The 19,590-nt window shown below is 67.6% G+C and carries 17 protein-coding genes and 2 pseudogenes; 12 read left to right on the top strand and 7 right to left on the bottom strand.

The window, feature by feature from the left end:
* The first annotated feature begins 21 nt into the window (after positions 1-21).
* The gene (locus SY91_RS26210) at positions 22-1,170 is read left to right on the top strand and encodes a porin (RefSeq protein WP_011548809.1); all 1,149 of its coding nucleotides are present in this window, start codon (positions 22-24) and stop codon (positions 1,168-1,170) included.
* A gap of 33 nt (positions 1,171-1,203) precedes the next feature.
* Positions 1,204-2,928 carry a tannase/feruloyl esterase family alpha/beta hydrolase gene (locus SY91_RS26205; protein WP_023477024.1) on the top strand — a complete coding sequence of 575 codons (1,725 nt, stop codon included), beginning with the start codon at positions 1,204-1,206 and terminating at the stop codon, positions 2,926-2,928.
* A 67-nt stretch (positions 2,929-2,995) separates the two neighbouring features.
* Here the strand turns inward: SY91_RS26205 and SY91_RS26200 are convergent, their stop codons facing one another.
* Positions 2,996-3,472 (bottom strand): Lrp/AsnC family transcriptional regulator, encoded by a 477-nt coding sequence (locus SY91_RS26200; protein WP_006485043.1) that lies wholly within the window; start codon positions 3,470-3,472, stop codon positions 2,996-2,998.
* Positions 3,473-3,662: 190 nt separating this feature from the next.
* On the opposite strand from SY91_RS26200, the gene SY91_RS26195 reads away from it, so the two are divergent.
* The 4 genes from SY91_RS26195 to SY91_RS26180 all read left to right on the top strand — a co-directional run bounded on the left by SY91_RS26195 (position 3,663) and on the right by SY91_RS26180 (position 9,443).
* Positions 3,663-4,895: a diaminopropionate ammonia-lyase gene (locus SY91_RS26195; RefSeq protein ID WP_023477022.1), complete on the top strand. Its 1,233-nt coding sequence runs from the start codon at positions 3,663-3,665 to the stop codon at positions 4,893-4,895.
* Between the two features lie 41 nt (positions 4,896-4,936).
* Entirely contained in the window at positions 4,937-6,121 is a 1,185-nt protein-coding gene (locus SY91_RS26190; RefSeq protein ID WP_043888018.1) for a M20 aminoacylase family protein, read from the top strand.
* A 186-nt stretch (positions 6,122-6,307) separates the two neighbouring features.
* Positions 6,308-7,183, top strand: coding sequence for a hypothetical protein (locus SY91_RS26185; RefSeq protein ID WP_260632446.1), 876 nt, complete (start codon positions 6,308-6,310; stop codon positions 7,181-7,183).
* A 262-nt stretch (positions 7,184-7,445) separates the two neighbouring features.
* A complete protein-coding gene (locus SY91_RS26180) occupies positions 7,446-9,443 on the top strand; it encodes a glycoside hydrolase family 28 protein (RefSeq protein WP_023477019.1) in 1,998 nt (665 codons plus the stop codon).
* Positions 9,444-9,515: 72 nt separating this feature from the next.
* Here the strand turns inward: SY91_RS26180 and SY91_RS26175 are convergent, their stop codons facing one another.
* Both SY91_RS26175 and SY91_RS26170 read right to left on the bottom strand, forming a co-directional pair.
* Positions 9,516-10,025 carry a GNAT family N-acetyltransferase gene (locus SY91_RS26175; RefSeq protein ID WP_023477018.1) on the bottom strand — a complete coding sequence of 170 codons (510 nt, stop codon included), beginning with the start codon at positions 10,023-10,025 and terminating at the stop codon, positions 9,516-9,518.
* A gap of 282 nt (positions 10,026-10,307) precedes the next feature.
* Positions 10,308-10,958, bottom strand: a complete 651-nt coding sequence (locus SY91_RS26170) for a glycine zipper 2TM domain-containing protein (protein WP_006480254.1) — start codon at positions 10,956-10,958, stop codon at positions 10,308-10,310.
* A 462-nt stretch (positions 10,959-11,420) separates the two neighbouring features.
* Between SY91_RS26170 and SY91_RS26165 the strand changes: the two genes are divergently transcribed.
* The 3 genes and pseudogenes from SY91_RS26165 to SY91_RS26155 all read left to right on the top strand — a co-directional run bounded on the left by SY91_RS26165 (position 11,421) and on the right by SY91_RS26155 (position 14,405).
* Positions 11,421-12,620 (top strand): amidohydrolase family protein, encoded by a 1,200-nt coding sequence (locus SY91_RS26165; RefSeq protein WP_034175081.1) that lies wholly within the window; start codon positions 11,421-11,423, stop codon positions 12,618-12,620.
* A gap of 71 nt (positions 12,621-12,691) precedes the next feature.
* A pseudogene (locus SY91_RS26160) lies at positions 12,692-13,875 on the top strand (amidohydrolase family protein).
* Positions 13,876-13,931: 56 nt separating this feature from the next.
* The gene (locus tag SY91_RS26155; protein WP_006480256.1) at positions 13,932-14,405 is read left to right on the top strand and encodes a nuclear transport factor 2 family protein; all 474 of its coding nucleotides are present in this window, start codon (positions 13,932-13,934) and stop codon (positions 14,403-14,405) included.
* Between the two features lie 61 nt (positions 14,406-14,466).
* Here SY91_RS26155 and SY91_RS26150 read toward each other — a convergent pair whose 3' ends face one another.
* Complete coding sequence (locus tag SY91_RS26150) at positions 14,467-15,330, bottom strand: LysR family transcriptional regulator (protein ID WP_006480257.1); 864 nt, start codon at positions 15,328-15,330, stop codon at positions 14,467-14,469.
* 143 nt (positions 15,331-15,473) lie between these two features.
* On the opposite strand from SY91_RS26150, the pseudogene SY91_RS35200 reads away from it, so the two are divergent.
* Positions 15,474-15,560, top strand: a pseudogene (locus SY91_RS35200) (ankyrin repeat domain-containing protein); the annotation flags it as partial.
* A 112-nt stretch (positions 15,561-15,672) separates the two neighbouring features.
* On the opposite strand, the gene SY91_RS26145 reads toward SY91_RS35200, so the two are convergent.
* Positions 15,673-16,050 carry a nucleotidyl transferase AbiEii/AbiGii toxin family protein gene (locus tag SY91_RS26145; protein ID WP_260632493.1) on the bottom strand — a complete coding sequence of 126 codons (378 nt, stop codon included), beginning with the start codon at positions 16,048-16,050 and terminating at the stop codon, positions 15,673-15,675.
* A gap of 344 nt (positions 16,051-16,394) precedes the next feature.
* Here SY91_RS26145 and SY91_RS26140 point away from each other — a divergent pair, with 344 nt between their 5' ends.
* Complete coding sequence (locus SY91_RS26140) at positions 16,395-17,198, top strand: ABC transporter substrate-binding protein (RefSeq protein WP_023477013.1); 804 nt, start codon at positions 16,395-16,397, stop codon at positions 17,196-17,198.
* Between the two features lie 31 nt (positions 17,199-17,229).
* Positions 17,230-18,078, top strand: coding sequence for a phytanoyl-CoA dioxygenase family protein (locus SY91_RS26135; protein ID WP_023477012.1), 849 nt, complete (start codon positions 17,230-17,232; stop codon positions 18,076-18,078).
* Positions 18,079-18,152: 74 nt separating this feature from the next.
* On the opposite strand, the gene hutC is transcribed toward SY91_RS26135, so the two are convergent.
* Together hutC and SY91_RS26125 are read right to left on the bottom strand one after the other, a co-directional pair.
* Entirely contained in the window at positions 18,153-18,890 is a 738-nt protein-coding gene (gene hutC / locus SY91_RS26130) for a histidine utilization repressor (RefSeq protein ID WP_006480260.1), read from the bottom strand.
* A gap of 41 nt (positions 18,891-18,931) precedes the next feature.
* A complete protein-coding gene (locus SY91_RS26125; RefSeq protein ID WP_012339122.1) occupies positions 18,932-19,474 on the bottom strand; it encodes a helix-turn-helix domain-containing protein in 543 nt (180 codons plus the stop codon).
* Between the last annotated feature and the right edge of the window lie 116 nt (positions 19,475-19,590).

The following is a 19,590-nucleotide window of genomic DNA, read 5'->3' as shown; positions in this document are numbered from 1 at the left end:
TCAAGGTCTGGAGACGCAACGATGAAGACGAAGACAAGGAACGGCCTGCTGGCCGCCGGCGCGTGCTGCGCGCTCGCGGCGCCCGGTGCGCATGCGCAGTCGAGCGTGACGCTGTACGGGATCATCGATACGGGCGTCGAATTCGTGTCGCACGCGAACGCGGCCGGCGATCATGTCGTGCGGATGCCGGGCGTGACGGGTGAGCTGCCGTCGCGCTGGGGGCTGCGCGGCACCGAGGATCTCGGCGGCGGCTATCAGGCGGTGTTTACGCTCGAAAGCGGCTTCAACGTGCGCGGCGGCGATCTCGGGCAGGGCGGCCGGCTGTTCGGGCGGCAGGCGTTCGTCGGGCTGAAGAGCGGCTTCGGCACGCTCGCGTTCGGCCGTCAGTACACGATGACCTATCTCGCGCTGCAGGGCGCGGACATCATCGGCCCCGACATCTACGGGCTCGGCTCGTTCGACGCGTACGTGCCGAACGGCCGCGCCGACAACGCGGTGACCTACCTCGGCACGTATCGCGGCGTGACGCTCGGCGCCGCCTATTCGTTCGGCCGCGACGGCGCGGGCACCGGCAATTCGCCGGGGCAGGGCACGTGCGCGGGGCAGGTGCCGGGCGACGCGGTGCAGTGCCGCAACTGGTCGGTGATGCTCAAGTACGACAGCGCGTACTTCGGTGCGGCGGCGTCGTACGAGGAACAGCGCGGCGGCACCGGCGCGGCCGCCAACTTCTTCGACGGCGTGGCGCCCGTTCCCTTCACCAGCAGCGGCGGCAAGGATGCGCGCACGCACGTCAGCGCGTATGCGCAGGCGGCCGGCGCGAAGATCGGCGCGGGCTGGATCGGGCGGCGCGTGTCGACCGGTTCGCCGGCCGCGGCGGGCGCGCATTCCGACCTGTTCTTCGTCGGCGCGTCGTATGCGGTGAAGCCCGATTTCATCGTCGACGGCGAAGGCTACCGGATCGTCAACAGCGCGCACGACACGCGCGCGACGATGGCCACGCTGCGCGCGACCTATCTGCTGACCAAGCGCACGGCCGTCTATGCGCAATCGTCGTATCTGTGGAACAGCGAGCATGCACGCTACTCGGTCAGCGGCGGCGGGCCCGGCACGACGCCCGGCGCGGGGATGGGGCAGCTCGGCGCGATGGTTGGCATGCGGCACATGTTCTGATTCACCGGCGTGACGAACCCAACGGGAGTTATCTTGAACAGGAAATCTGCATTCCTCTGTATCGCGCCGTTGTCCGCCGCTGCCCTGCTCGCCGGTTGCGGCGGCGACGATTCGATCAGCGCCCCGCCCACGCACCTGAGCGCCGCGACGCCGGCCACGATGGCGCAGACCTGCGACGCGCTCGCCGCGAAGCTCGCTTATGCGAACACGTCGTTCACGTCGGTGACGACCGCCGCGGCCGGCACGCTGACGGTGGCCGGCAAGCCGGTCGCCGAGCACTGCGTGATCGCCGGCAAGATGAACCAGCGCGTGAGCGCGGTGGACGGCAACACCTATGCGATCGGCTTCGAGATGCGCTTGCCGAAAGCGTGGAACGGCCGCTTCTTCTACCAGGCCAACGGCGGGCTCGACGGCAACGTCGTGACCGCGACCGGCGAGATCGGCGGCGGCGGGCCGCTGACCAACGCGCTGAACCAGGGCTTCGCGGTGATCAGCTCGGATTCCGGGCACAGCGCCGCGCAGAATCCGCTGTTCGGTCTCGATCCGCAGGCGCGGATCGATTACGGCTACGGCGCCGTCGACGCGCTGACGCCGATGGCGAAGCAGGTGATCCGGCTCGCGTACGGCAAGGCGCCCGATCGCAGCTATTTCGGCGGCTGCTCGAACGGCGGCCGTCACGCGATGGTCACGGCGGTGCGCAACCCGGCCGACTACGACGGCATCATCGCGGGCGATCCGGGCTTCCATCTGCCGAAGGCGGCGATCGGCGAGATGTATGGCGCCCAGCAGTTCGCGAAGATCGCGTCGGCCACCGGCACCAACGGGCTGCCGGATATCCGCAGTGGTTTCAACGATGCGGAGCGCCAGTTCGTCGGCGCGAAGATTCTCGAGAAATGCGATGCGCTCGACGGCGCGGCCGACGGGATGGTGCAGGACGTCGCCGCGTGCCAGACGCATTTCAGCGTCGACACGGACATCCCGACCTGCGCGAACGGCACGCGCACCGGGTCGTGCCTGACGCCTGCGCAGAAAACCGCGCTGGAGAACGTGTTCGCCGGTGCGCGCAACAGCGCGGGCACGGCGCTCTACGCGAGCTTTCCGTACGATCCGGGCATCTCGGGCCCAGGCTGGGCCGGGTGGAAGCAGTCGAATTCCGTCACGCTCGACCCGGCCGCGATGGCGTTCACGTTCATGACGCCGCCGAAAACCGCCGCGGCGCTCGCGAACCTGCCCGGTTTCGCGCTCGGTTTCGACATGGACAACGACGCGCCGGCGATCTTCGCGACGAACGGCACTTACACGCAATCGTCGTGGTTGTTCATGACGCCGCCCGACGAGACGAACCTCGCCGCGCTGAAGTCGCGCGGCGCGAAGCTGCTCGTCTATCACGGCACCGGCGACCCGGTGTTCTCGTTCAACGACACGCGCGACTGGTATGCGCAGGTCGCGCAGGCGAACGGCGGCGATGCGTCGAGCTTTGCTCGCTTCTATCCGGTGCCGGGGATGAACCACTGCTCGGGCGGGCCGGCCGCCGACCAGTTCGACATGCTGACGCCGCTCGTCGCGTGGGTCGAACAGGGGCAGGCGCCCGCGGCGGTCGTGGCGACCGCACGCGACACGACGAACGCGGTGCCGAACGCGGACGTGCCGACGTCGTGGGGCGCGGGCCGTACGCGTCCGTTGTGCCCGTATCCGCAGGTCGCGCGCTACAACGGTTCGGGCGACCTGAACTCGGCGGCGAGCTTCAGTTGTCGTTGACGTAGCCGTCGATGGGAGGCGGCCGGCGCGTGTAACGACGTGCCGGCCGCTTCATGGCCTCATTCATTCACTCGCCGGCATCGACCGGCACGTCGAGCCCGACCTTCACGCGGCTCATGCTCACCAGCGTCTTGAACCGCTTCACGTTGTTGTTCGCGAAGAACAGCTCGCGCGTGAGCGCGTTGTACTGATCCATGTTGCGCACCGCGAGGATCAGCACGAAATCCCATTCCCCCGTCACGTAGTAGCACTGCTGGATCTGCGGGCAGCGCTCGAACGCGCGCTTCATCGCGTCGAGCTGGTCGATCTGCTCGCTTTCGACCTCGACGTTCACGACGATCGTCAGCGGATGATCGACCTTGTCCGGCGCGACGACGGCCGTGTAGCGCTCGATCACGCCATCTTCCGCGAGGCGCCGCAGCCGCCGGTTCACCGCGGCGGTCGACAGGTTGACGCGCGCGCCGAGCTCGGCTTGCGGCGTCTGCGCGTCGCGCTGGACTTCCATCAACAGCTTGCGATCGAACGCATCGAGAGGGGTCGTCATGATGGCGCGTGAAACCTCGAAAGAATGAGAAATTTTTGCGTCGAAGCGGTCGATTTGGCGATTTCATTCACCAGCATGCGCAATATTATTTTTCCAACCGACGGCGAGCGCAATACGCGCCTGCCTGCCCCGACCCATCTGTCTCACCCGACCGCCCGCCTGCGCGGTCCCGCTCCGGAGCCTTTTCGCCATGCTGATCGCCAACCCGCGTGCATCGCGCACCGCCTACCCGAACGCGCTGCGCCGCGTGATGAACATCGCGTCGGCGGACGAAAGCGGCGCATGGCTCGCGCACTGGCCGCTCGTCGGCCACGCGCGCACGCCGCTGCGTGCGCTGCCCGATCTCGCCGCGCGACTCGGTGTCGCGAGCGTCAGCGTGAAGGACGAGTCGTGCCGCTCGCCGCTCGGCAGCTTCAAGGCGCTCGGCGCGCCGATCGCGCTGGTGCGGCTCGTGAAGCGGCTGCGGCGCGCGCAGGCACTCGATCCGCAAGGGCTCGTCACCGGTCGCTATGCATCGGCGCTGGCCGACCTGACGGTGATCAGCGCGACCGACGGCAATCACGGCCGCGCGCTGGCCGCCGCCGCGCGCGCGATCGGCTGCGGCTGCGTGATCGTGCTGCACGCGAACGTCGACGCGGAGCGCGAACGCGCGATCTCCGCGTACGGCGCGCGGATCGTGCGCATTGCCGGGAACTATGACGAATCGGTCGTCTGCGCGGCGCAGCTCGCGCAGGCGAACGGCTGGTACGTCGTGTCGGATACGTCGTACGACGGCTACGAAGCGATCCCGCGCGACGTGATGCAGGGCTACGGCGTGATCGCCGCCGAAGCGGTCGCGCAGGCCGCGGAGGACGACGGGCGGCCGTTCACGCACGTGTTCCTGCAGGGCGGCGTGGGCGGCCTCGCCGCAGGCGTCGCGAGTTACCTGTGGGAGCGCGACGGCGTGCAGCGGCCGCGCTTCATCGTCGTCGAGCCGCGCCAGGCCGATTGCCTGTACCAGAGCGCGCTGGCGGGCCGTGCGACGAAGGCGAGCGGCAGCGTCGATTCGGTGATGGCCGGGCTCGCGTGCGGCGAGGCGTCGCCGCTCGCGTGGGATTTCCTCGAGATGTGCATCGACCATTTCATGCTGATCGACGATGAAGACGCGGTGCAGACGATGCGCGGCCTCGCGGCCGGCAGCGAACGCGACGTGCCGTTCGTCGCCGGCGAATCGGGCGCGGCCGGCGTGGCGGGGCTCGACGTGCTGATGCGCGACCCGGCGCGCGCGCGGCAGGTCGGGCTCGACGCGAACGCGCGCGTGCTCGCGATCAACACGGAAGGGGCGACCGCGCCGTCCGTGTACCGGGATTGCGTCGGCGAGACGGCCGACGCGGTGCTCGCGCGGCAGCGCGACTGGCTGAGCCGCGCGGTGGTGGCGGCCTGAACGACGTGACGACCGACGTGACGACCGACGAGGCAAACGCAATGGACGCAATCGACGCAACGGCAGAAAGCACGCTGCAGGGCCAACTGAAGACCTGGCGTCGCCATCTGCACCAGTATCCGGAGACGGGTTTCGAAGAAGTGAATACGTCCGACTACGTCGCGCGGATTCTCACGACGCTCGGGCTCGACGTGCATCGCGGCATCGGCGGCACGGGGCTCGTCGCGAACCTGACGGCCGGCACCGGCCAGCGCGCGATCGGCATTCGCGCGGACATGGATGCGCTGAACATCGCCGAGCACGCGCCGGGCCGCGAACACGTGTCGCGCACGCCGGGCAAGATGCATGCGTGCGGGCACGACGGCCACATGTCGATGGTGCTCGGCGCCGCGCAGTTGCTGGCCGAACGCAAGGATTTCGACGGCACGGTGCGCTTCATTTTCCAGCCGGCGGAAGAGCACGGCCGCGGCGCGAAGGCGATGATGGCCGACGGGCTGTTCGAGCGCTTTCCGGTCGATGCGATCTTCGGCGCGCACAACATGCCGGGCATGCGCGCGGGCACGTTCGCGACACGTGCGGGCGGCATCATGGCGAGCGAGGACAACTTCGTGATCCGGATCGACGGGCGCGGCACGCATGCGGCGCGTCCGCACATGGGCATCGATCCGATCGTGATCGGCGCGCAGATCGTGCTCGCGCTGCAGACGATCGTGTCGCGCAATCTCGATCCGGGCCAGCAGGCGGTGGTGTCGTGCACGGAATTCATCACCGACGGGCTGCGCAACGTGCTGCCGTCGACGGTGACGATCAAGGGCGACACGCGCAGCTATTCGCGCGACGTGCAGGCGCTGCTGGAGGCGCGGATGCGCGAGATCAGCGAAGGAATCTGCCGCACGCACGGCGCGACCTGCACGTTCGACTACACGCACGAGTTCGCGCCGACGGTGAATTCGCCGGAATGGGTCGACACGGCCGTGCATGCCGCCGCGCATATCGTGGGCGCCGACGCGGTGAGCGCCGACGTGCAGCCGACGATGATCTCGGAGGATTTCGGCGCGTTCCTGCAGGCGGTGCCGGGCAATTTCGTGTTCATCGGCAACGGCGAAGCGGCCGTGCAAGGCGGCGTGCCGCTGCACAACGCGACGTACGATTTCAACGACGAGATCTTGCCGATCGGCGCGCGGTATTTCGCGGAAGTGGCGCGGCGCGCATTGAAGGCGGTTTAGGGGGCGGGCGCTGATCGTGTGCGTCTCATCGATCACGAGCAGCGTGCCGGGCGGGTAGGCAATCTGTGGGATTGGGGGAAACGATAGCGCGGGCAGCGGGGAGCTGAACAGAGGCGGAATGACCGAGGCGGTCGGCGGCGGCAATTCGCGAGTGCGTTCTATTTGATTTCAAGATGGCACTGGTGAATGAAAACCGTAAAAACCCGTGAAGGTTTCCATGGATTTTTAACGGACTTCCCGCGATCTATCGTTGTTGCATGCCGTGGCGCGGAGGATTCGCACAACGAGGCCAGTATTGGCTGTTGCGCGAATCTGTTACGTGTTTTCGATCGAGTTCAGCCGACTCGATCGCGCGCGTCGCGGCTGGGCGCATCGAATGCCACGGAGATCGCGCCGGTTAATTTCGGGATAAGTGGATTCCGAATTTTCCGGCAAAGGAAGGCGCGGACGCCCGAATCCCAACCCTCCGGAATGCGGGACTACACAATGAAAATCCGAACTTCTCTCACCGCACTCGTCGCATGTGGCGCCTTGACCGGCATCGCCCATGCGGGCCCGACGTCGCCGCAAGCGGTCGTCAAGAAAATCACGCTGACCGCGCACATCGGCGACAGCCTGTTCGCTTCACAGCCGGACAACACCGCATACGGCGTGGTCGATCTGAGCGCGACCGACGGCAGGCAACCGACGTTCGCGACGACGCTGCCGATCCGTGTGCGCACGACGAATCCCGATATCAACGTCACGCTGCTGCAGCCGCTGCGCCTGTCGAACGGTCGCGACGATCTTGCCAATACGAAGGTGGTGCTGACGGGCAAGGCCGAAGACGCGGAAATCGCGCCCGGCGTTGGCCGCACGCTTATGCTGGTGAAACCGGGGCGCGACGGATTCGACGGCTATGACGAAACCCGCAACGTGAAGGTCAGCGCGCAAGCGCCGGCTGTCGGCGGGACGGCACCGATCAACGGGCACTATCGCGGCGACCTGGTGCTGGTGTTCGAGCCGGCAGCTTCGGCGGGGCGCGAGCCGACGACGGGAGCGGTCGCGGCTGCTGGCGAGTAGGGAAATCGCCCCGGCAGACATCGTCGGCCGGGGTTTTTCGATGGAAGTTTTTGCGCATAAACATACGATAACGTATCTCATGGAGTTCATTCTTCAATGTGAGTGTGCGCACACATACCGCAGATGAATGCAGTAAAAACCGGGTAAACGACAGATACGTGTCGCAGCTCGATCGCGTCTAGACTGCTCGATGTAGTACGACGACGTATAAATAGAGATCCGCCGTTCGGCGCATCGATACCCCAGTCCTGAAGGAGTGCCCATGGCCGCCCATCGCCGCCGTTCGTCTTCGTCCGTCCGATCGCCTGCATCGAAACGGGTCTCGCGCCGCGCCTTCATCGGCTGGACCGGCGCACTCGCCGGCGGCGCGATGCTCGGCGGTCCGTTCGCGGCCCCCCGGGCGCTGGCGGCAGGCGCGACGCCGAATGCGTCGGCGGTCGATCTCGTGTGGGGCGAGCACGGCGCGGCGGCGCGCATTGCCGCGTCGCTCGCGCACGTGTCGCGGCTCGCGCGGCGCAGACGCGACTTCGACGTGACACACTACGGCGCGCGCCCGTGCGCGACGGTCGCGCAGACGTCGCCGTACCCGGCGGCGAAATCGCCCGTCAGCCCCGGTGCCGAACTGACCGCCGCGCCCGGCGCATTCGATTCGCGCCCGGCGTTTCTCGCGGCGATCGACGCATGCCGGCGCGAAGGCGGTGGCCGCGTCGTCGTGCCGCCCGGCAACTGGTATTGCGCGGGGCCGATCGTGCTGCAGAGCAACGTCACGTTCCACTTGAGCGCGAACTGCACGATCTACTTCAGCCCGAACCCGGCCGACTACGCGAAGGACGGCCCGGTCGATTGCGGCGCGAACGGCCGGCTGTACTACAGCCGCTGGCAGGCGAACGATTGCCTGAACTACGGCGCGCCCGTCTATGCGCGCAACGCGACCAACATCGCGCTGACCGGCGAAGGCCCGACGTCGGTGCTCAACGGGCAGGCGATGACGCCGTTCTCGGGCAGCGGCGCGAACAGCGTCTGCTGGTGGACCTACAAGGGCTCGTCGGGCGCGTACGGCGCGAGCGCGACGGTGCCGGCGCAGAACTCCGCGAATCCGAACAACGTCGACCTGCGCATCGTCGCGCCCGCGATTCCCGACGCGCTCTACGCGCTGCTGACGTCGCCCGTCACGCCGTGGCAGCAGGACCAGAACTACCTGCCCGCGCTGTCCGAGGCCGGGGTGCCGGTCGAGCGGCGCATCTTCGGCCTCGGCCACTACCTGCGGCCGTGCATGGTCGAATTCATCGGCTGCACGAACGTGCTGATGGCGAACTACCAGACGCAGAACACGCCGTTCTGGCAGCACCATCCGACCGCCAGCCGCAACGTCGTGATCCGCGGCGTGACGACCAACAGCATCGGCCCGAACAACGACGGCTTCGATCCGGACGCGTGCACCGACGTGCTGTGCGAGGACTGCACGTTCAACACCGGCGACGACTGCATCGCGATCAAGTCGGGCAAGGACCGCGACATCGAATACGGCCCCGCGAAGCGGCACCTGATCCGCAACTGCACGATGAACAGCGGGCACGGCGGCATCACGCTCGGCAGCGAGATGGGCGGCGGCGTCGAGCAGATCTACGCGACGAACCTGTCGATGCTGAACGCGAACTGGCAGACCAATCCGCTGAACATCGCGATTCGCGTGAAGACCAACATGAACCGCGGCGGATACGTGAAGGATTTCCACGTGAAGGGCGTCACGCTGCCGAACGGCGTGACGCTGAAGGGCGGCGGCTACGGCAGCGCGCTGCTCGCGGGCAGCCCGGTCAACGCGAGCGTGCCGCTCGGCGTCGTGACGCCGTCGGCCGGCAATCCGTCCGCGGCGCAGGGCGGCATCGTCACGTTCGACTGCGACTACCAGCCGGCGAACGATGCGGTGCGCACGCGCGCACCGGTCGTGCAGAACGTGACGATCGCCGACGTGAAGGCGAGCAACGTGACGCTGAACGGCGTGACCGCGTCGTGTTTCCAGGCGATCGTCGCGCAGGGGCCGGTCGCGTTCGACTACAACGGCACGCCACCGACGCCGGCCGTGCAGCCGATCTCCGGCGTGACGATCAGCAATTGCGACTTCGGCACGCCGGTCGCGTCAGGCGTGCCGACGGTCACGTCGCCGGGGCCGATCTATGCATTCAACGTGAGTGCGATGACGCTGACGAACGTGACGATCGCCGGGCAGGTCGTCAACACGACGATCAACGACAAGCGGTGAGAATGAGGTAACACGCACGACGTCCGCGTGCGGCCCGGCCGGTGCCCGCACGCGAGCGCGAATGCGCATGCGTTACGCCAGCGTCTTGATCATGTAGTGCTCGTCGTAGAAGCGGCCATCGACGAACAGGGAGCGCGGCTCCGTGCCGAACCGCACGAACCCCTGCGATGCATAGAGCCGCTCCGCGGTACGGTTGACGTCGTTCACGCACAGCATCAGTTGCTTGCATCCCCACGCGTTCGCCGCATGCCCGGTCGCGCTGTCGAGCAGCGCCTGCGCGATGCGTTGCCCGCGATACGCGGCATCGACGTACACGCCCCAGATCGTCGCCTTGTGTGCGATCTTCGTGCGCGCGTCGCGGCGCACGCCGGCGATGCCGACGAGCGTGTCGCCGTCGAACGCGCCGAACACGGCCTGTGCCTGCGTCGGCGTGAGGCGCTTCGCGAATTCGTCGACCGGCACCTGCGATTCCTCGTCGAGCGTCGGCAGGAAGGACGTAGGCGCGGTGTCGACCGCGCGCAGGCGGACGGTCTGGAACTGCGCCGCGTCGGCGGCGTCAAGCAGGCGGATCGTGATCGTCATCGGGAGCATTCCGGTTGAGGGGCTTGCATGCCGGCGCGCCGCTGCTACGCGCCGCGGGATGCATCGCCCTTATCGTAATAGGAATCCGGATGTCGCGGAGCGATGGTCGGTGCGTCGCAGGGGTGGCGGGCCCGATCGTGAACGGAGAAGACAGGGATGGCGGCGCGTCGTGCCGCGATCAAGGTGGGGGCGCGTAAAGCGTATGCGCCGTCGGACCGGACCGGCCCTCCGACGTCAAACCGGCGACGTGCGCGCGATCAATTCACGCGCACGCCAGCGGCATCAATAGCGCGACAGCTGATTGCCGTTGATCTGCACGCGGTCGCCCGGACGCAGGTTGCCCGGCGACTGCACGTCGAACGAGCGCATCGAGCCGTCGCTCACCTGCACGTCGATCCGGTAGCTGCTCGGGCCTTGCGCCGCGCCCATCTGCTGGCCGATCTGGTTGCCCGCCACCGCCCCGCCGAGTGCGCCGATCACGGTCGCCGCATCGCGGCCATGACCGCGGCCGAACTGGTTGCCCACCAGCCCGCCGACCAGCGCGCCGACGACGGTGCCGGCGATGCCTGACGGGGCGACCGAGCCGTTGACCGGCTGGATGTTCGACACGGTGCCGTACTGCGTGCCGTACGGGGTCGCGTATTGCTGCTGCTGATTGCCGTACTGGTCATACGGCTGCGAGCCGTATTGCGACGGGTTGCCGTATTGATCGTACGGCTGCGGCGCCTGGTTCGGATACGCCGGTTGCTGCTGCACGTAGCCCGGTTGCGAGTACGCGGGCTGCGCATAGCCGGGCGTCGCGTATTGCTGCTGTTGCGGATAGCCCGGCTGCGCGCCGTAGTAGCCCGGCGCGACGCAGGCAGTGAGCGGAAGCGCCGCCACGGCGACGAGCGAGGCGAACAGAACGGTCTTCGTGGAAGGCATGCGCATCATGATGATTCCTGCATCGGCAACGTGTCCGCCGATGGATTCCCGTGATGGGTGGCGAACTCGGCGTGAGTATAAGGAATGGCCGGATGCGCGTCCGGTGCGGCCGGGTAACAACGTGTAAAGTCTGTTGCCGCGTAAATCCCCGGTGGGGCGGGGCATCGAAGCCGTGCGCGGCAAGGACGTGGCGCGGCTTCCCGGCGCACGCATGCCGACGACGCGGCCCGTGCGTTGCCGAAGACGTTTCGGCCATTTCATCGACGATCGCGCTCCCGTCGCGCCCGGCCCGGCAGGCCTTCGCGCCGTGCATCGCGAAATCGAATGCGCGGCATCGCGACATTTAATTGGCCTCGGGCGGCAGCGTTCGATATCGTGGCCGGATTCCCTGCCAACGGTCGCGCCGCGCCGGCCGCGGTCCTTCCTCGATCCGCGCCGGTGTCGCGCCGCGACCGCCCCACATTCGAAGCCATGACCGAACGACTCTTCATCAACGCCCGCGCCGCCGGCGGCCGGCCCGTCAACCTCGTCGTCCGCGACGGCCGCTTCGCCGCGATCGGCGCCGATTGCACCGCCGCGCCCGGCGCGCAGACGATCGACCTCGACGGCCGCGTCGTGCTGCCCGGTTTCGTCGACGGCCACATCCATCTCGACAAGAGCTTCGTCGGCGATCGCTGGGTGCCGCACGAACCGGTCGGCTCGCTGCGCGAGCGGCTCGCGGTCGAGAAGCGCCAGCTCGCGGCCGCGCCGCCGATCGTCGAGCGTGCGAATGCGCTGATCGCGCAGGCCGCCGCGTTCGGCACGATCGCGATGCGCAGCCACGTCGACGTCGATGCGACGACGGGCCTGTCGAACCTGCACGCCGTGATGGCCGCGCGCGAACAATGGCGCGGCATCGTCGACATCGAACTGGTCGCGTTTCCGCAGGCCGGCGTGATCACCTGCCCGGGCACCGCCGAGATCCTCGACGCAGCCGTGCGCGAAGGCGCGGACGTGGTCGGAGGGATCGACCCGACGACGCTCGACGGCGACGCGGACGGCCAGCTCGACATCGTGTTCGGCATCGCCGAGAAGCGCGGCGCGAAAATCGACATTCACCTGCACGAACCGGGCGACACCGGCATCGCGCAACTGCTGCGGATCACGGCGCGCACGCGCGCGGCCGGGCTCGGCGGCCGCGTGAACGTGAGCCATGCATACGCGCTCGGCCAGGTGAGCGACGACGACGTGCAGCGTACCGCTGCGGCACTGGCCGAAGCCGGCGTGTCGATCCTGACGAATGCGCCGGGCGACTGCGCGTTCCCGCCGGTGCAACGGCTGCGCGACGCGGGCGTGCACGTGTTCGCGGGCAACGACAACATTCGCGACGCGTGGTGGCCGTACGGTAACGGCGACATGCTGCAGCGCGCGATGATGGTCGGCTACCGGTCGGGCTTCTACACCGACGAAGCGCTCGGCATCGCACTCGACATGGCGACGCACGCCGGCGCACGCGCGATCGGCAAGGAGAACTACGGAATCGCGGTCGGCTGCGACGCGAGCTTCGTCGCGGTGCGTGCGCCGAACGCGGCGGCGGCCGTCGCGGGCGTGCCGGCCGAACGCTGGGTATTCCGCCGCGGCGAAAGCGATACGGGCGCACCATTCGCGCCGTCGCTACGCTTCACGCGCTGACCCACCCACCCGACCGGCGGCACGGCCCGCGCCGTGCCTGCGTTGCACTGACCGACCTGACCGGAACCGACATGACGAACCTGCTGATCCGCAATGTCCGCACGAGCGCCGACGCGGCGCTCGATATCCTGATCGAAGGCGATCGCATCGCGCGCGTCGGCCCGTCGCTCGACGCGCCCGCCGGCTGCGCGATCGAGGACGGCGCGCTCGCGTTGGCGTTGCCCGGCCTCGTCGAGGGCCACACCCACCTCGACAAGACCCACTGGGGATGCCGTGGTATCGCAACCAGGTCGGGCCGCGCCTCGTCGACCGCATCGAGAGCGAACGCCACTATCGCGCGACGAGCGGCCATGACGCGGGCGCCGCGTCGCTCGGGCTGGCGCGCGCGTTCCTCGCGGCCGGCACGACGCGCATCCGCACGCACGTCGACGTCGATACCGACGCCGGGCTGCGCCATCTGCACGGCGTGCTCGCGACGCGCGAGACGCTGCGCGGGCAGGTCGAGATCCAGATCGTCGCGTTTCCGCAATCGGGCGTGCTCAAGCGGCCGGGCACCGATGCGCTGCTGTCCGACGCGCTGGGTGCCGGCGCTGACCTGCTCGGCGGGCTCGATCCGTGCGCGATCGAAGGCGATCCGGTCGAGGCGGTGGACGTGCTGTTCGCGATCGCCGAACGCCACGGCCGCGGGCTCGACATCCATCTGCACGAGCGCGGGTCGATGGGCGCGTACTCGCTCGACCTGATCCTGCAGCGCACGGCGGCGCACGGGATGCACGGCAAGGTCACGATCAGCCATGGTTTCTGTCTTGGCGATCTCGCCGACCGCGAGCGCGATGCGCTGCTCGCGCGGATGGCCGAGCTCGGCGTCGCGATCGTCACGACCGCGCCGGCCGCGGTGCCGGTGCCGCCGGTGGCCGCATGCCGTGCGGCCGGCGTGACCGTGATCGGCGGCAACGACGGCGTGCGCGACACGTGGACGCCGTATGGCTCGCCCGACATGCTCGAACGCGCGATGCTGATCGGCATGCGCAACGATTTCCGCCGCGACGATGCGCTCGAAGTCGCGCTCGACTGCGTGACGTACGGCGCGGCGCGCGGCTGTGGTTTCGCGGATTACGGGCTGCAGCCGGGCAGCCGCGCGGACGTCGTGCTCGTCGATGCGCTGACGTTCGCCGAGGCCGTCGTCGCGCGGCCGGTGCGGCGGCTCGTCGTGTCTTCGGGGAAGATCGTCGCACGTAACGGCGTGCTGGTCTGAGCGCCGCGTCGCCCCGGTATGATCCGGTTTTCAACCGGATTTCCGGGGAGACGACGATGCGACGCACGACCGCGGCACGAGCCGCACGATGGATGGCGGCGGCCCTGTTCGCCGTGACGGCCGCGCATGCGGTGGCGGCCGGCCCGGCCGACGCGCAGCAGGAAGCCAACCGGCGCACGGTACTCGCGTTCTACGAGAAAGGGCTGAACGAGAAGGATGCGGACGCCGCGCTCGCGTATGTCGGCGATCGCTACGTGCAGCACAACCCGAACGCGGCCGACGGGCGCGACGGCTTCCGCAAGTTCGTCGCGTTCCTGCGCGACAAATATCCGCAATCGCACAGCGAGATCAAGCGTTCGTTCGTCGATGGCGACTACGTGATCCTGCACGTGCACGCGGTGCGCGAACCGGGCACGCGCGGCAGCGCGATCATGGACATCTTCCGGCTCGAGCACGGCAAGATCGTCGAACACTGGGACGTCAACCAGCCGGTGCCCGAGCAGGCGGCGAACGGCAACACGATGTTCTGATTGTTCTGACGCGTGTAGTGCGTGGCGCCCTGTGCGCCGCTTCCGTTTGCAATCCGTTCGCCTACCGCCCTTCGAGTTCGAGCATCGCCGCGAGCGCCTTCGTCAGCGCGCTGACCATCGGGTCGGCCGTCGGCCGGTGCAGGATCGCGATGTCCATGTGCTCGATCGGCGCGAAGCCCTGCTTCGCGGTCAGCACCACGTGCTCGTCCGTCACCACGCGCGCGGGCAGTACGCTGATGCCGAGCCCGTCCGCGACGGCCGCCTGGATGCCGCTCAGGCTCGACGTCGTGAAGCTGATCCGCCAGCGGCGGCCGCGCTCCTCGATCGCCTTGATCATGTCGTCGCGATAGAGCCCGCGCGGCGGGAACACGACGATCGGCACCGGGTCGAGATCGATCGACGGATGCTTCGCACTGTCGATCCAGCGCAGCTTCTCCGGCCAGCGCACGACCGCCTCGCGGCTGTCGCGCCGCTGCTTGATCAGCACGAGGTCGAGTTCGCCGCGATCGTACGCGGCGCTGATGTCGCGGCTCAGCCCGCACGTTACTTCGAGCTTCACCTGCGGATGCTCGCGCTTGAACGCCGCGAGCGCGTGCGTCGTACGGCCCGCCGCGAAATCGTCAGGTACGCCGAGCCGGATCGTCAGCGCGACCGTCGCACCCGACAGCGCCTCCAGCATCTCGTCGTTCAGCGCGAGCATGCGCCGCGCATAGCTGAGCACCGTCACGCCCGCGTCGGTCGGCCGCACGTCGCGCGCGCCGCGATCGAGCAGGCGGTGGCCGGCGATTTCCTCGAGCCGGCGCACCTTCTGGCTGACCGTCGACTGTGTCGAATGCAGGCGCGCGGAAGCCGTCGTGAAACTGCCGCAATCGGCGACCATCACGAGCGCGCGCAGCAGGTCGATGTCGAACAGAGGTCTATTCATTTCTGCACTTCTGTGGATTCGGGCATTTCATTTTCAAATGCGTGCGACGACTTTTAACATGGCGGGACGCCGCGGGCAATCGCGGTTTCGCCGGACTTGGGAGTGGTGTTTGGCGGGATTTTGAGGCGCCAGACGACATCCAATGGATGACGCTCGCGCACAGCGCCGATCTGCGCAGCCCGATCCGCTATCGCTGCACCGCGTGGATTCCGGCGGCCGAACGCGGTCATGCTCGACGACGCGGCGAACGGTACGTGCGGATCGAACGGCGTGACGCCGCTGCCGCCCGCGCGACGGCGGGTATGGGGCGAACGAGCGGGCTGGTGGCGGGGCGCAGTAGGTTTAGCGGCGGCGCGATTTGGGTTCCGGCGTGCCGCCGGGGAGTTTTCGCAGGAATGCGTCGGCGAGTTCAACACAATAGTCGAACGACGGCGTGTAGCCGAGTGTCCGGATGTCGTCGAAGCGCGGTCGGACGAAGGCACGATGCTCGTTGAGCAGACGCAGAAACGTGTCGCGATGCCGAACGAGGAACGCACCGGCGTCCATCAGGCTTTCCGGCTCCCGCTCGATGATCAGGCACAGATCGAACAGGTCCCGGGCGGTCGGACGATCGCCGCGGTGCCACATTTTCTTGGCGACGATTTCCGCGGAAGTCTCGACCTTGATATTGGTGTTGAAAAATTCCATCGCAGTATAGGCTGCATTGCCGGTAGGTTCGATGGAACTGCGGGAAACTCATCGCCGTGGTGACCGGTGTAGATCACTTCCTCTCGTTAACATTCGGAAAGCGCATTCTGTGTCAGGTATGGATCGCGCAGGGTAAACACCCAAAAATTCCTGGAAAATCTCACAATTGAGCATCACCCCGTCTCTCGGTTTCGATCTTCTCTCAATCCGCCGCCCCTCCCGTATTTCCCCGCTTGCGCTCAAAAATCAAGCAGTCTAGACTGCATCGCAGTTTCATCGAAACCCCGGCCGTTCGCGCCCCGCGCCGGCCTCCCGTCGAGGCGCCCACCACCGTACGCCGGCATCGCCCGCCCCGTCGAGACTCACAAGGACCCGCCATGAACCGCACCGCAAAGCTCCTCGTCACCGCGCTGGCGTTCGCGCCGCTCGTGTCGTTCGCGCAGGACACGTCGACGATCCGCTGGGGTATCGACCCCACGTATCCGCCGTTCGAGGCGAAGCAGCCCGACGGCTCGCTCGCCGGCTTCGACATCGACTTGCGCAATGCGATCTGCGAGCAGCTGCATGCGAAGTGCGTGTGGGTCGAGCAGGGCTTCGACGGGATGATCCCGGCGCTGCGCGCGCGCAAGTTCGACGTGATCATGTCCGCGATGACGGCCACCGACGAGCGGCTCAAGCAGATCGACTTCTCGAACAAGCTGTATGCGTCGCCGGGCGCGCTCGTCGCGCCGGTCGGCTCGAAGCTGCTGCCGAGCGCCGCGTCGCTCGCCGGCAAGCGCATCGGGATCGACCAGGGCACGACGCAGGAGGCGTACGCGAAGGCCGAATGGGCAACCAAGGGCGTGACGATCGTTTCGTACCAGAATCAGGACCAGGTGTACCAGGATCTCGTCAACGGCCGCCTCGACGCGACCTTCCAGGACAAGACGCAGGCCGGCTACTCGTTCCTGAAGACGCCGCGCGGCAAGGGCTATGCGTTCGCGGGCCCGGACGTGACCGATGCGCGGATCACCGGTTACGGCGTCGCGATGGGCATACGCAAGGGCGACGCCGACATGAAGAAGCGGCTGAACGACGCGATCGTCGCGATTCGCGCGAACGGCACGTACCAGAAGATTGCCGCGAAATACTTCGACTTCGACATCTATGGCGCGAAGCAGCAGCTGACTTCGGCACCGTGACCCCGTGACTCATTCGATCGACAGGCACACCATGACGAGTATCCAGGAGCGCGTCGCGCAAGCCGTGACGCCCGAACTGATCGCCGCGTTCCGTGAGGAAGGCGCGGTCTGCATTAGGGGCATCTTTTCGCCGGACGAAGTGGCCGCGCTGCGGGCCGGCATCGACGCGAACCTCGCGCAGCCGAGCGAGCGCGCGAAAGTCGCGAGCCGGCCCGACGATCCGGGCTGGTTCTTCGAGGATTTCTGCAACTGGCAGCACAACGACGCATATCGCGATTTCATCGTGCGCTCGCCGGCGCCATCGGTCGCCGCCGCGCTGATGGGCACCGACCACGTGCGGCTGCATCACGATCACCTGCTCGTGAAGGAGCCCGGCACGCGGCAGCGCACGCCGTGGCACCAGGATCAGCCGTACTACGACATCGAAGGCGACGACAACGTCAGCATGTGGATTCCGGTTGATCCGGTGCCGCTCGAATCGACGCTGGAATTCGTCGCCGGCTCGCATCGCGGGCCGTGGCTGATGCCGCGCACGTTCATGGACAAGGAGGCGAAGTGGTTTCCGGAAGGCAGCCTCGCCGACCTGCCCGACATCGAAGCCGACCGCGCGGCCTTCCCGATTCGCCGCTGGGCGCTCGAACCCGGCGACATGGTGTGCTTCCGGATGCTCACGCTGCATGCGTCGGGCGGTACGCGGAACCGCCGCCGTGCGTTCTCGATCCGCTTCGTCGGCGACGATATCCGTCACGCGCCGCGCCGCTGGAAGACGTCGCCCGATTTCCCCGGGCTCGCGCAGCAACTGCCGGACGGCGCGCCGCTCGATCACCCGCTGTTTCCGGTCGTGTGGTCGCGCGAGGCGGGGCAGGTCGGTGCGATCTGAGCAGCGCAGGAACGAATATGGCGGCCGTTTCATGACGAAACGGCCGCCGTGCGTTGGGGGCTTGCGACGAACGATCAGGTCGGGTGACGCCCCGCGCCGGGCTTGAAGCGCGAACCGAGCCGGTAGCGGTTGCCCGGATGCAGGAAGTGCACGAACGTGACGGGCAGCCCGTCCGTCCACGTGCGGCGCGTGAGCGTGAGGCACGGCTCGTCGGCGCGCATGTCGAGCAGCCGCGCCTGTTCGCTGGTGGGCAGCGACGCGTCGACGACGTGCTCGATTTCCAGTTCGTAGTGCGACACGTTGTTGTACAGGTACTCGGACGGCGGCTCGGTCTGGAAATCCTGGTCGATGAAGCCGGGCGCGGCGGCCGGGTTCACGTAGCGATCCTCGAGCTGGATCGGGCGGCCGTTTTCCTCGTGCACGCACACCACGTGAAAGACCGGCGTATTGACCGGCAGGCCGAACGCGGCCGCGACGTCGAACGACGCGGGTTCGCTCGACTGGCTGAGCACGCGGCAGCGATATTCGTGCCCGCGCGCGCGGATTTCGTCGCGGATGTGCGCGATCATCAGCAGGTTCGACTGCGGCTTCACCTCGGCGACGAAGGTGCCGACGCCTGCGGTGCGCTTGAGCACGCCTTCCTCGGTCAGCTCGCGCAGCGCGCGGTTGACCGTCATGCGTGCGACGCCGAACTGCGCGGCGAGATCGAGCTCGGACGGAATGCGGTCGCCGGGGCGCCAGTCGCCGGACTCGACGTTCTGGCGGACGAGCGTCTTGATCTGCTGGAACGGTGCGGTGGCCTTGGTGACCATCGGAAGATCCTTGCGCGAAAAAGTGACGAGAAGTGACGAGGCTAGTCGTCGTGGCTGACGATGACCAGGATCTCCGCCTGCGCGGTGCCGAGGCTGCGCGTGCGGTGCGGGATCAGTGCGTTGAAATAGACTGAATCGCCGGCCCTGAGTTGCACCGTCTCGTTCGGAAATTCGATTTCGATGCGTCCCTTGTGCACGAACAGGAATTCCTCGCCTTCGTGCTCGCGGAACGTCGATGCGACGAATTCGTGCGGCGGATGCACGACGAACGGCAGCATCTTCTTCGGCGCGACGCCCGCCGCGATGCTTTCGAAGCGATGCGCGTGGCTGTCGGCCGCCGCGCCCATTGCCGTGCGCTCGCCGGCGCGCGTGACCGTGATCAGTTCGCGGTTGCGGCTTTCCGAGAACAGTTGCTCGACGTCGACGTTCAGCGCCTTCGACAGCTTCAGCGCGACCGCGATCGACGGCACGCTCAGGCCGCGCTCGACCTTCGACAGGTAGCTCTTGGTGAGGCCGGTCTCGTCGGCCAGCACGTCGAGCGTCCAGCCCTTCTGTTTTCTGAGCAGCTTCAGGCGAATCGTCATGGGGCGCCAGGTGTCCTTCGAAAAACCGATTGTAACGCATGACACAAAGTGTCATTCGGTGTATCGTGTGTCATTTGTGATCGGGTAAACGGCCGCGGACGGCGCGGCAGACCCGG

Origin of the sequence: Burkholderia cenocepacia, assembly GCF_014211915.1 — a bacterium.
GTDB classification, from domain to species: domain Bacteria; phylum Pseudomonadota; class Gammaproteobacteria; order Burkholderiales; family Burkholderiaceae; genus Burkholderia; species Burkholderia orbicola.
Note: the sequence above shows the minus strand (reverse complement) of the source record. Positions and strands in the feature narration are given on the sequence as shown.

What these genes read in the sequence shown, in the direction of transcription:
- SY91_RS26210 (WP_011548809.1), top strand. Translation starts at nt 22, where the DNA reads ATGAAGACGAAGACAAGGAACGGCCTGCTGGCCGCCGGCGCGTGCTGC.
- SY91_RS26200 (WP_006485043.1), bottom strand. Translation starts at nt 3,472, where the DNA reads ATGACGACCCCTCTCGATGCGTTCGATCGCAAGCTGTTGATGGAAGTC.
- SY91_RS26195 (WP_023477022.1), top strand. Translation starts at nt 3,663, where the DNA reads ATGCTGATCGCCAACCCGCGTGCATCGCGCACCGCCTACCCGAACGCG.
- SY91_RS26190 (WP_043888018.1), top strand. Translation starts at nt 4,937, where the DNA reads ATGGACGCAATCGACGCAACGGCAGAAAGCACGCTGCAGGGCCAACTG.
- SY91_RS26185 (WP_260632446.1), top strand. Translation starts at nt 6,308, where the DNA reads ATGAAAACCGTAAAAACCCGTGAAGGTTTCCATGGATTTTTAACGGAC.
- SY91_RS26180 (WP_023477019.1), top strand. Translation starts at nt 7,446, where the DNA reads ATGGCCGCCCATCGCCGCCGTTCGTCTTCGTCCGTCCGATCGCCTGCA.
- SY91_RS26175 (WP_023477018.1), bottom strand. Translation starts at nt 10,025, where the DNA reads ATGACGATCACGATCCGCCTGCTTGACGCCGCCGACGCGGCGCAGTTC.
- SY91_RS26170 (WP_006480254.1), bottom strand. Translation starts at nt 10,958, where the DNA reads ATGATGCGCATGCCTTCCACGAAGACCGTTCTGTTCGCCTCGCTCGTC.
- SY91_RS26165 (WP_034175081.1), top strand. Translation starts at nt 11,421, where the DNA reads ATGACCGAACGACTCTTCATCAACGCCCGCGCCGCCGGCGGCCGGCCC.
- SY91_RS26155 (WP_006480256.1), top strand. Translation starts at nt 13,932, where the DNA reads ATGCGACGCACGACCGCGGCACGAGCCGCACGATGGATGGCGGCGGCC.
- SY91_RS26150 (WP_006480257.1), bottom strand. Translation starts at nt 15,330, where the DNA reads ATGAATAGACCTCTGTTCGACATCGACCTGCTGCGCGCGCTCGTGATG.
- SY91_RS26140 (WP_023477013.1), top strand. Translation starts at nt 16,395, where the DNA reads ATGAACCGCACCGCAAAGCTCCTCGTCACCGCGCTGGCGTTCGCGCCG.
- SY91_RS26135 (WP_023477012.1), top strand. Translation starts at nt 17,230, where the DNA reads ATGACGAGTATCCAGGAGCGCGTCGCGCAAGCCGTGACGCCCGAACTG.
- hutC (WP_006480260.1), bottom strand. Translation starts at nt 18,890, where the DNA reads ATGGTCACCAAGGCCACCGCACCGTTCCAGCAGATCAAGACGCTCGTC.
- SY91_RS26125 (WP_012339122.1), bottom strand. Translation starts at nt 19,474, where the DNA reads ATGACGATTCGCCTGAAGCTGCTCAGAAAACAGAAGGGCTGGACGCTC.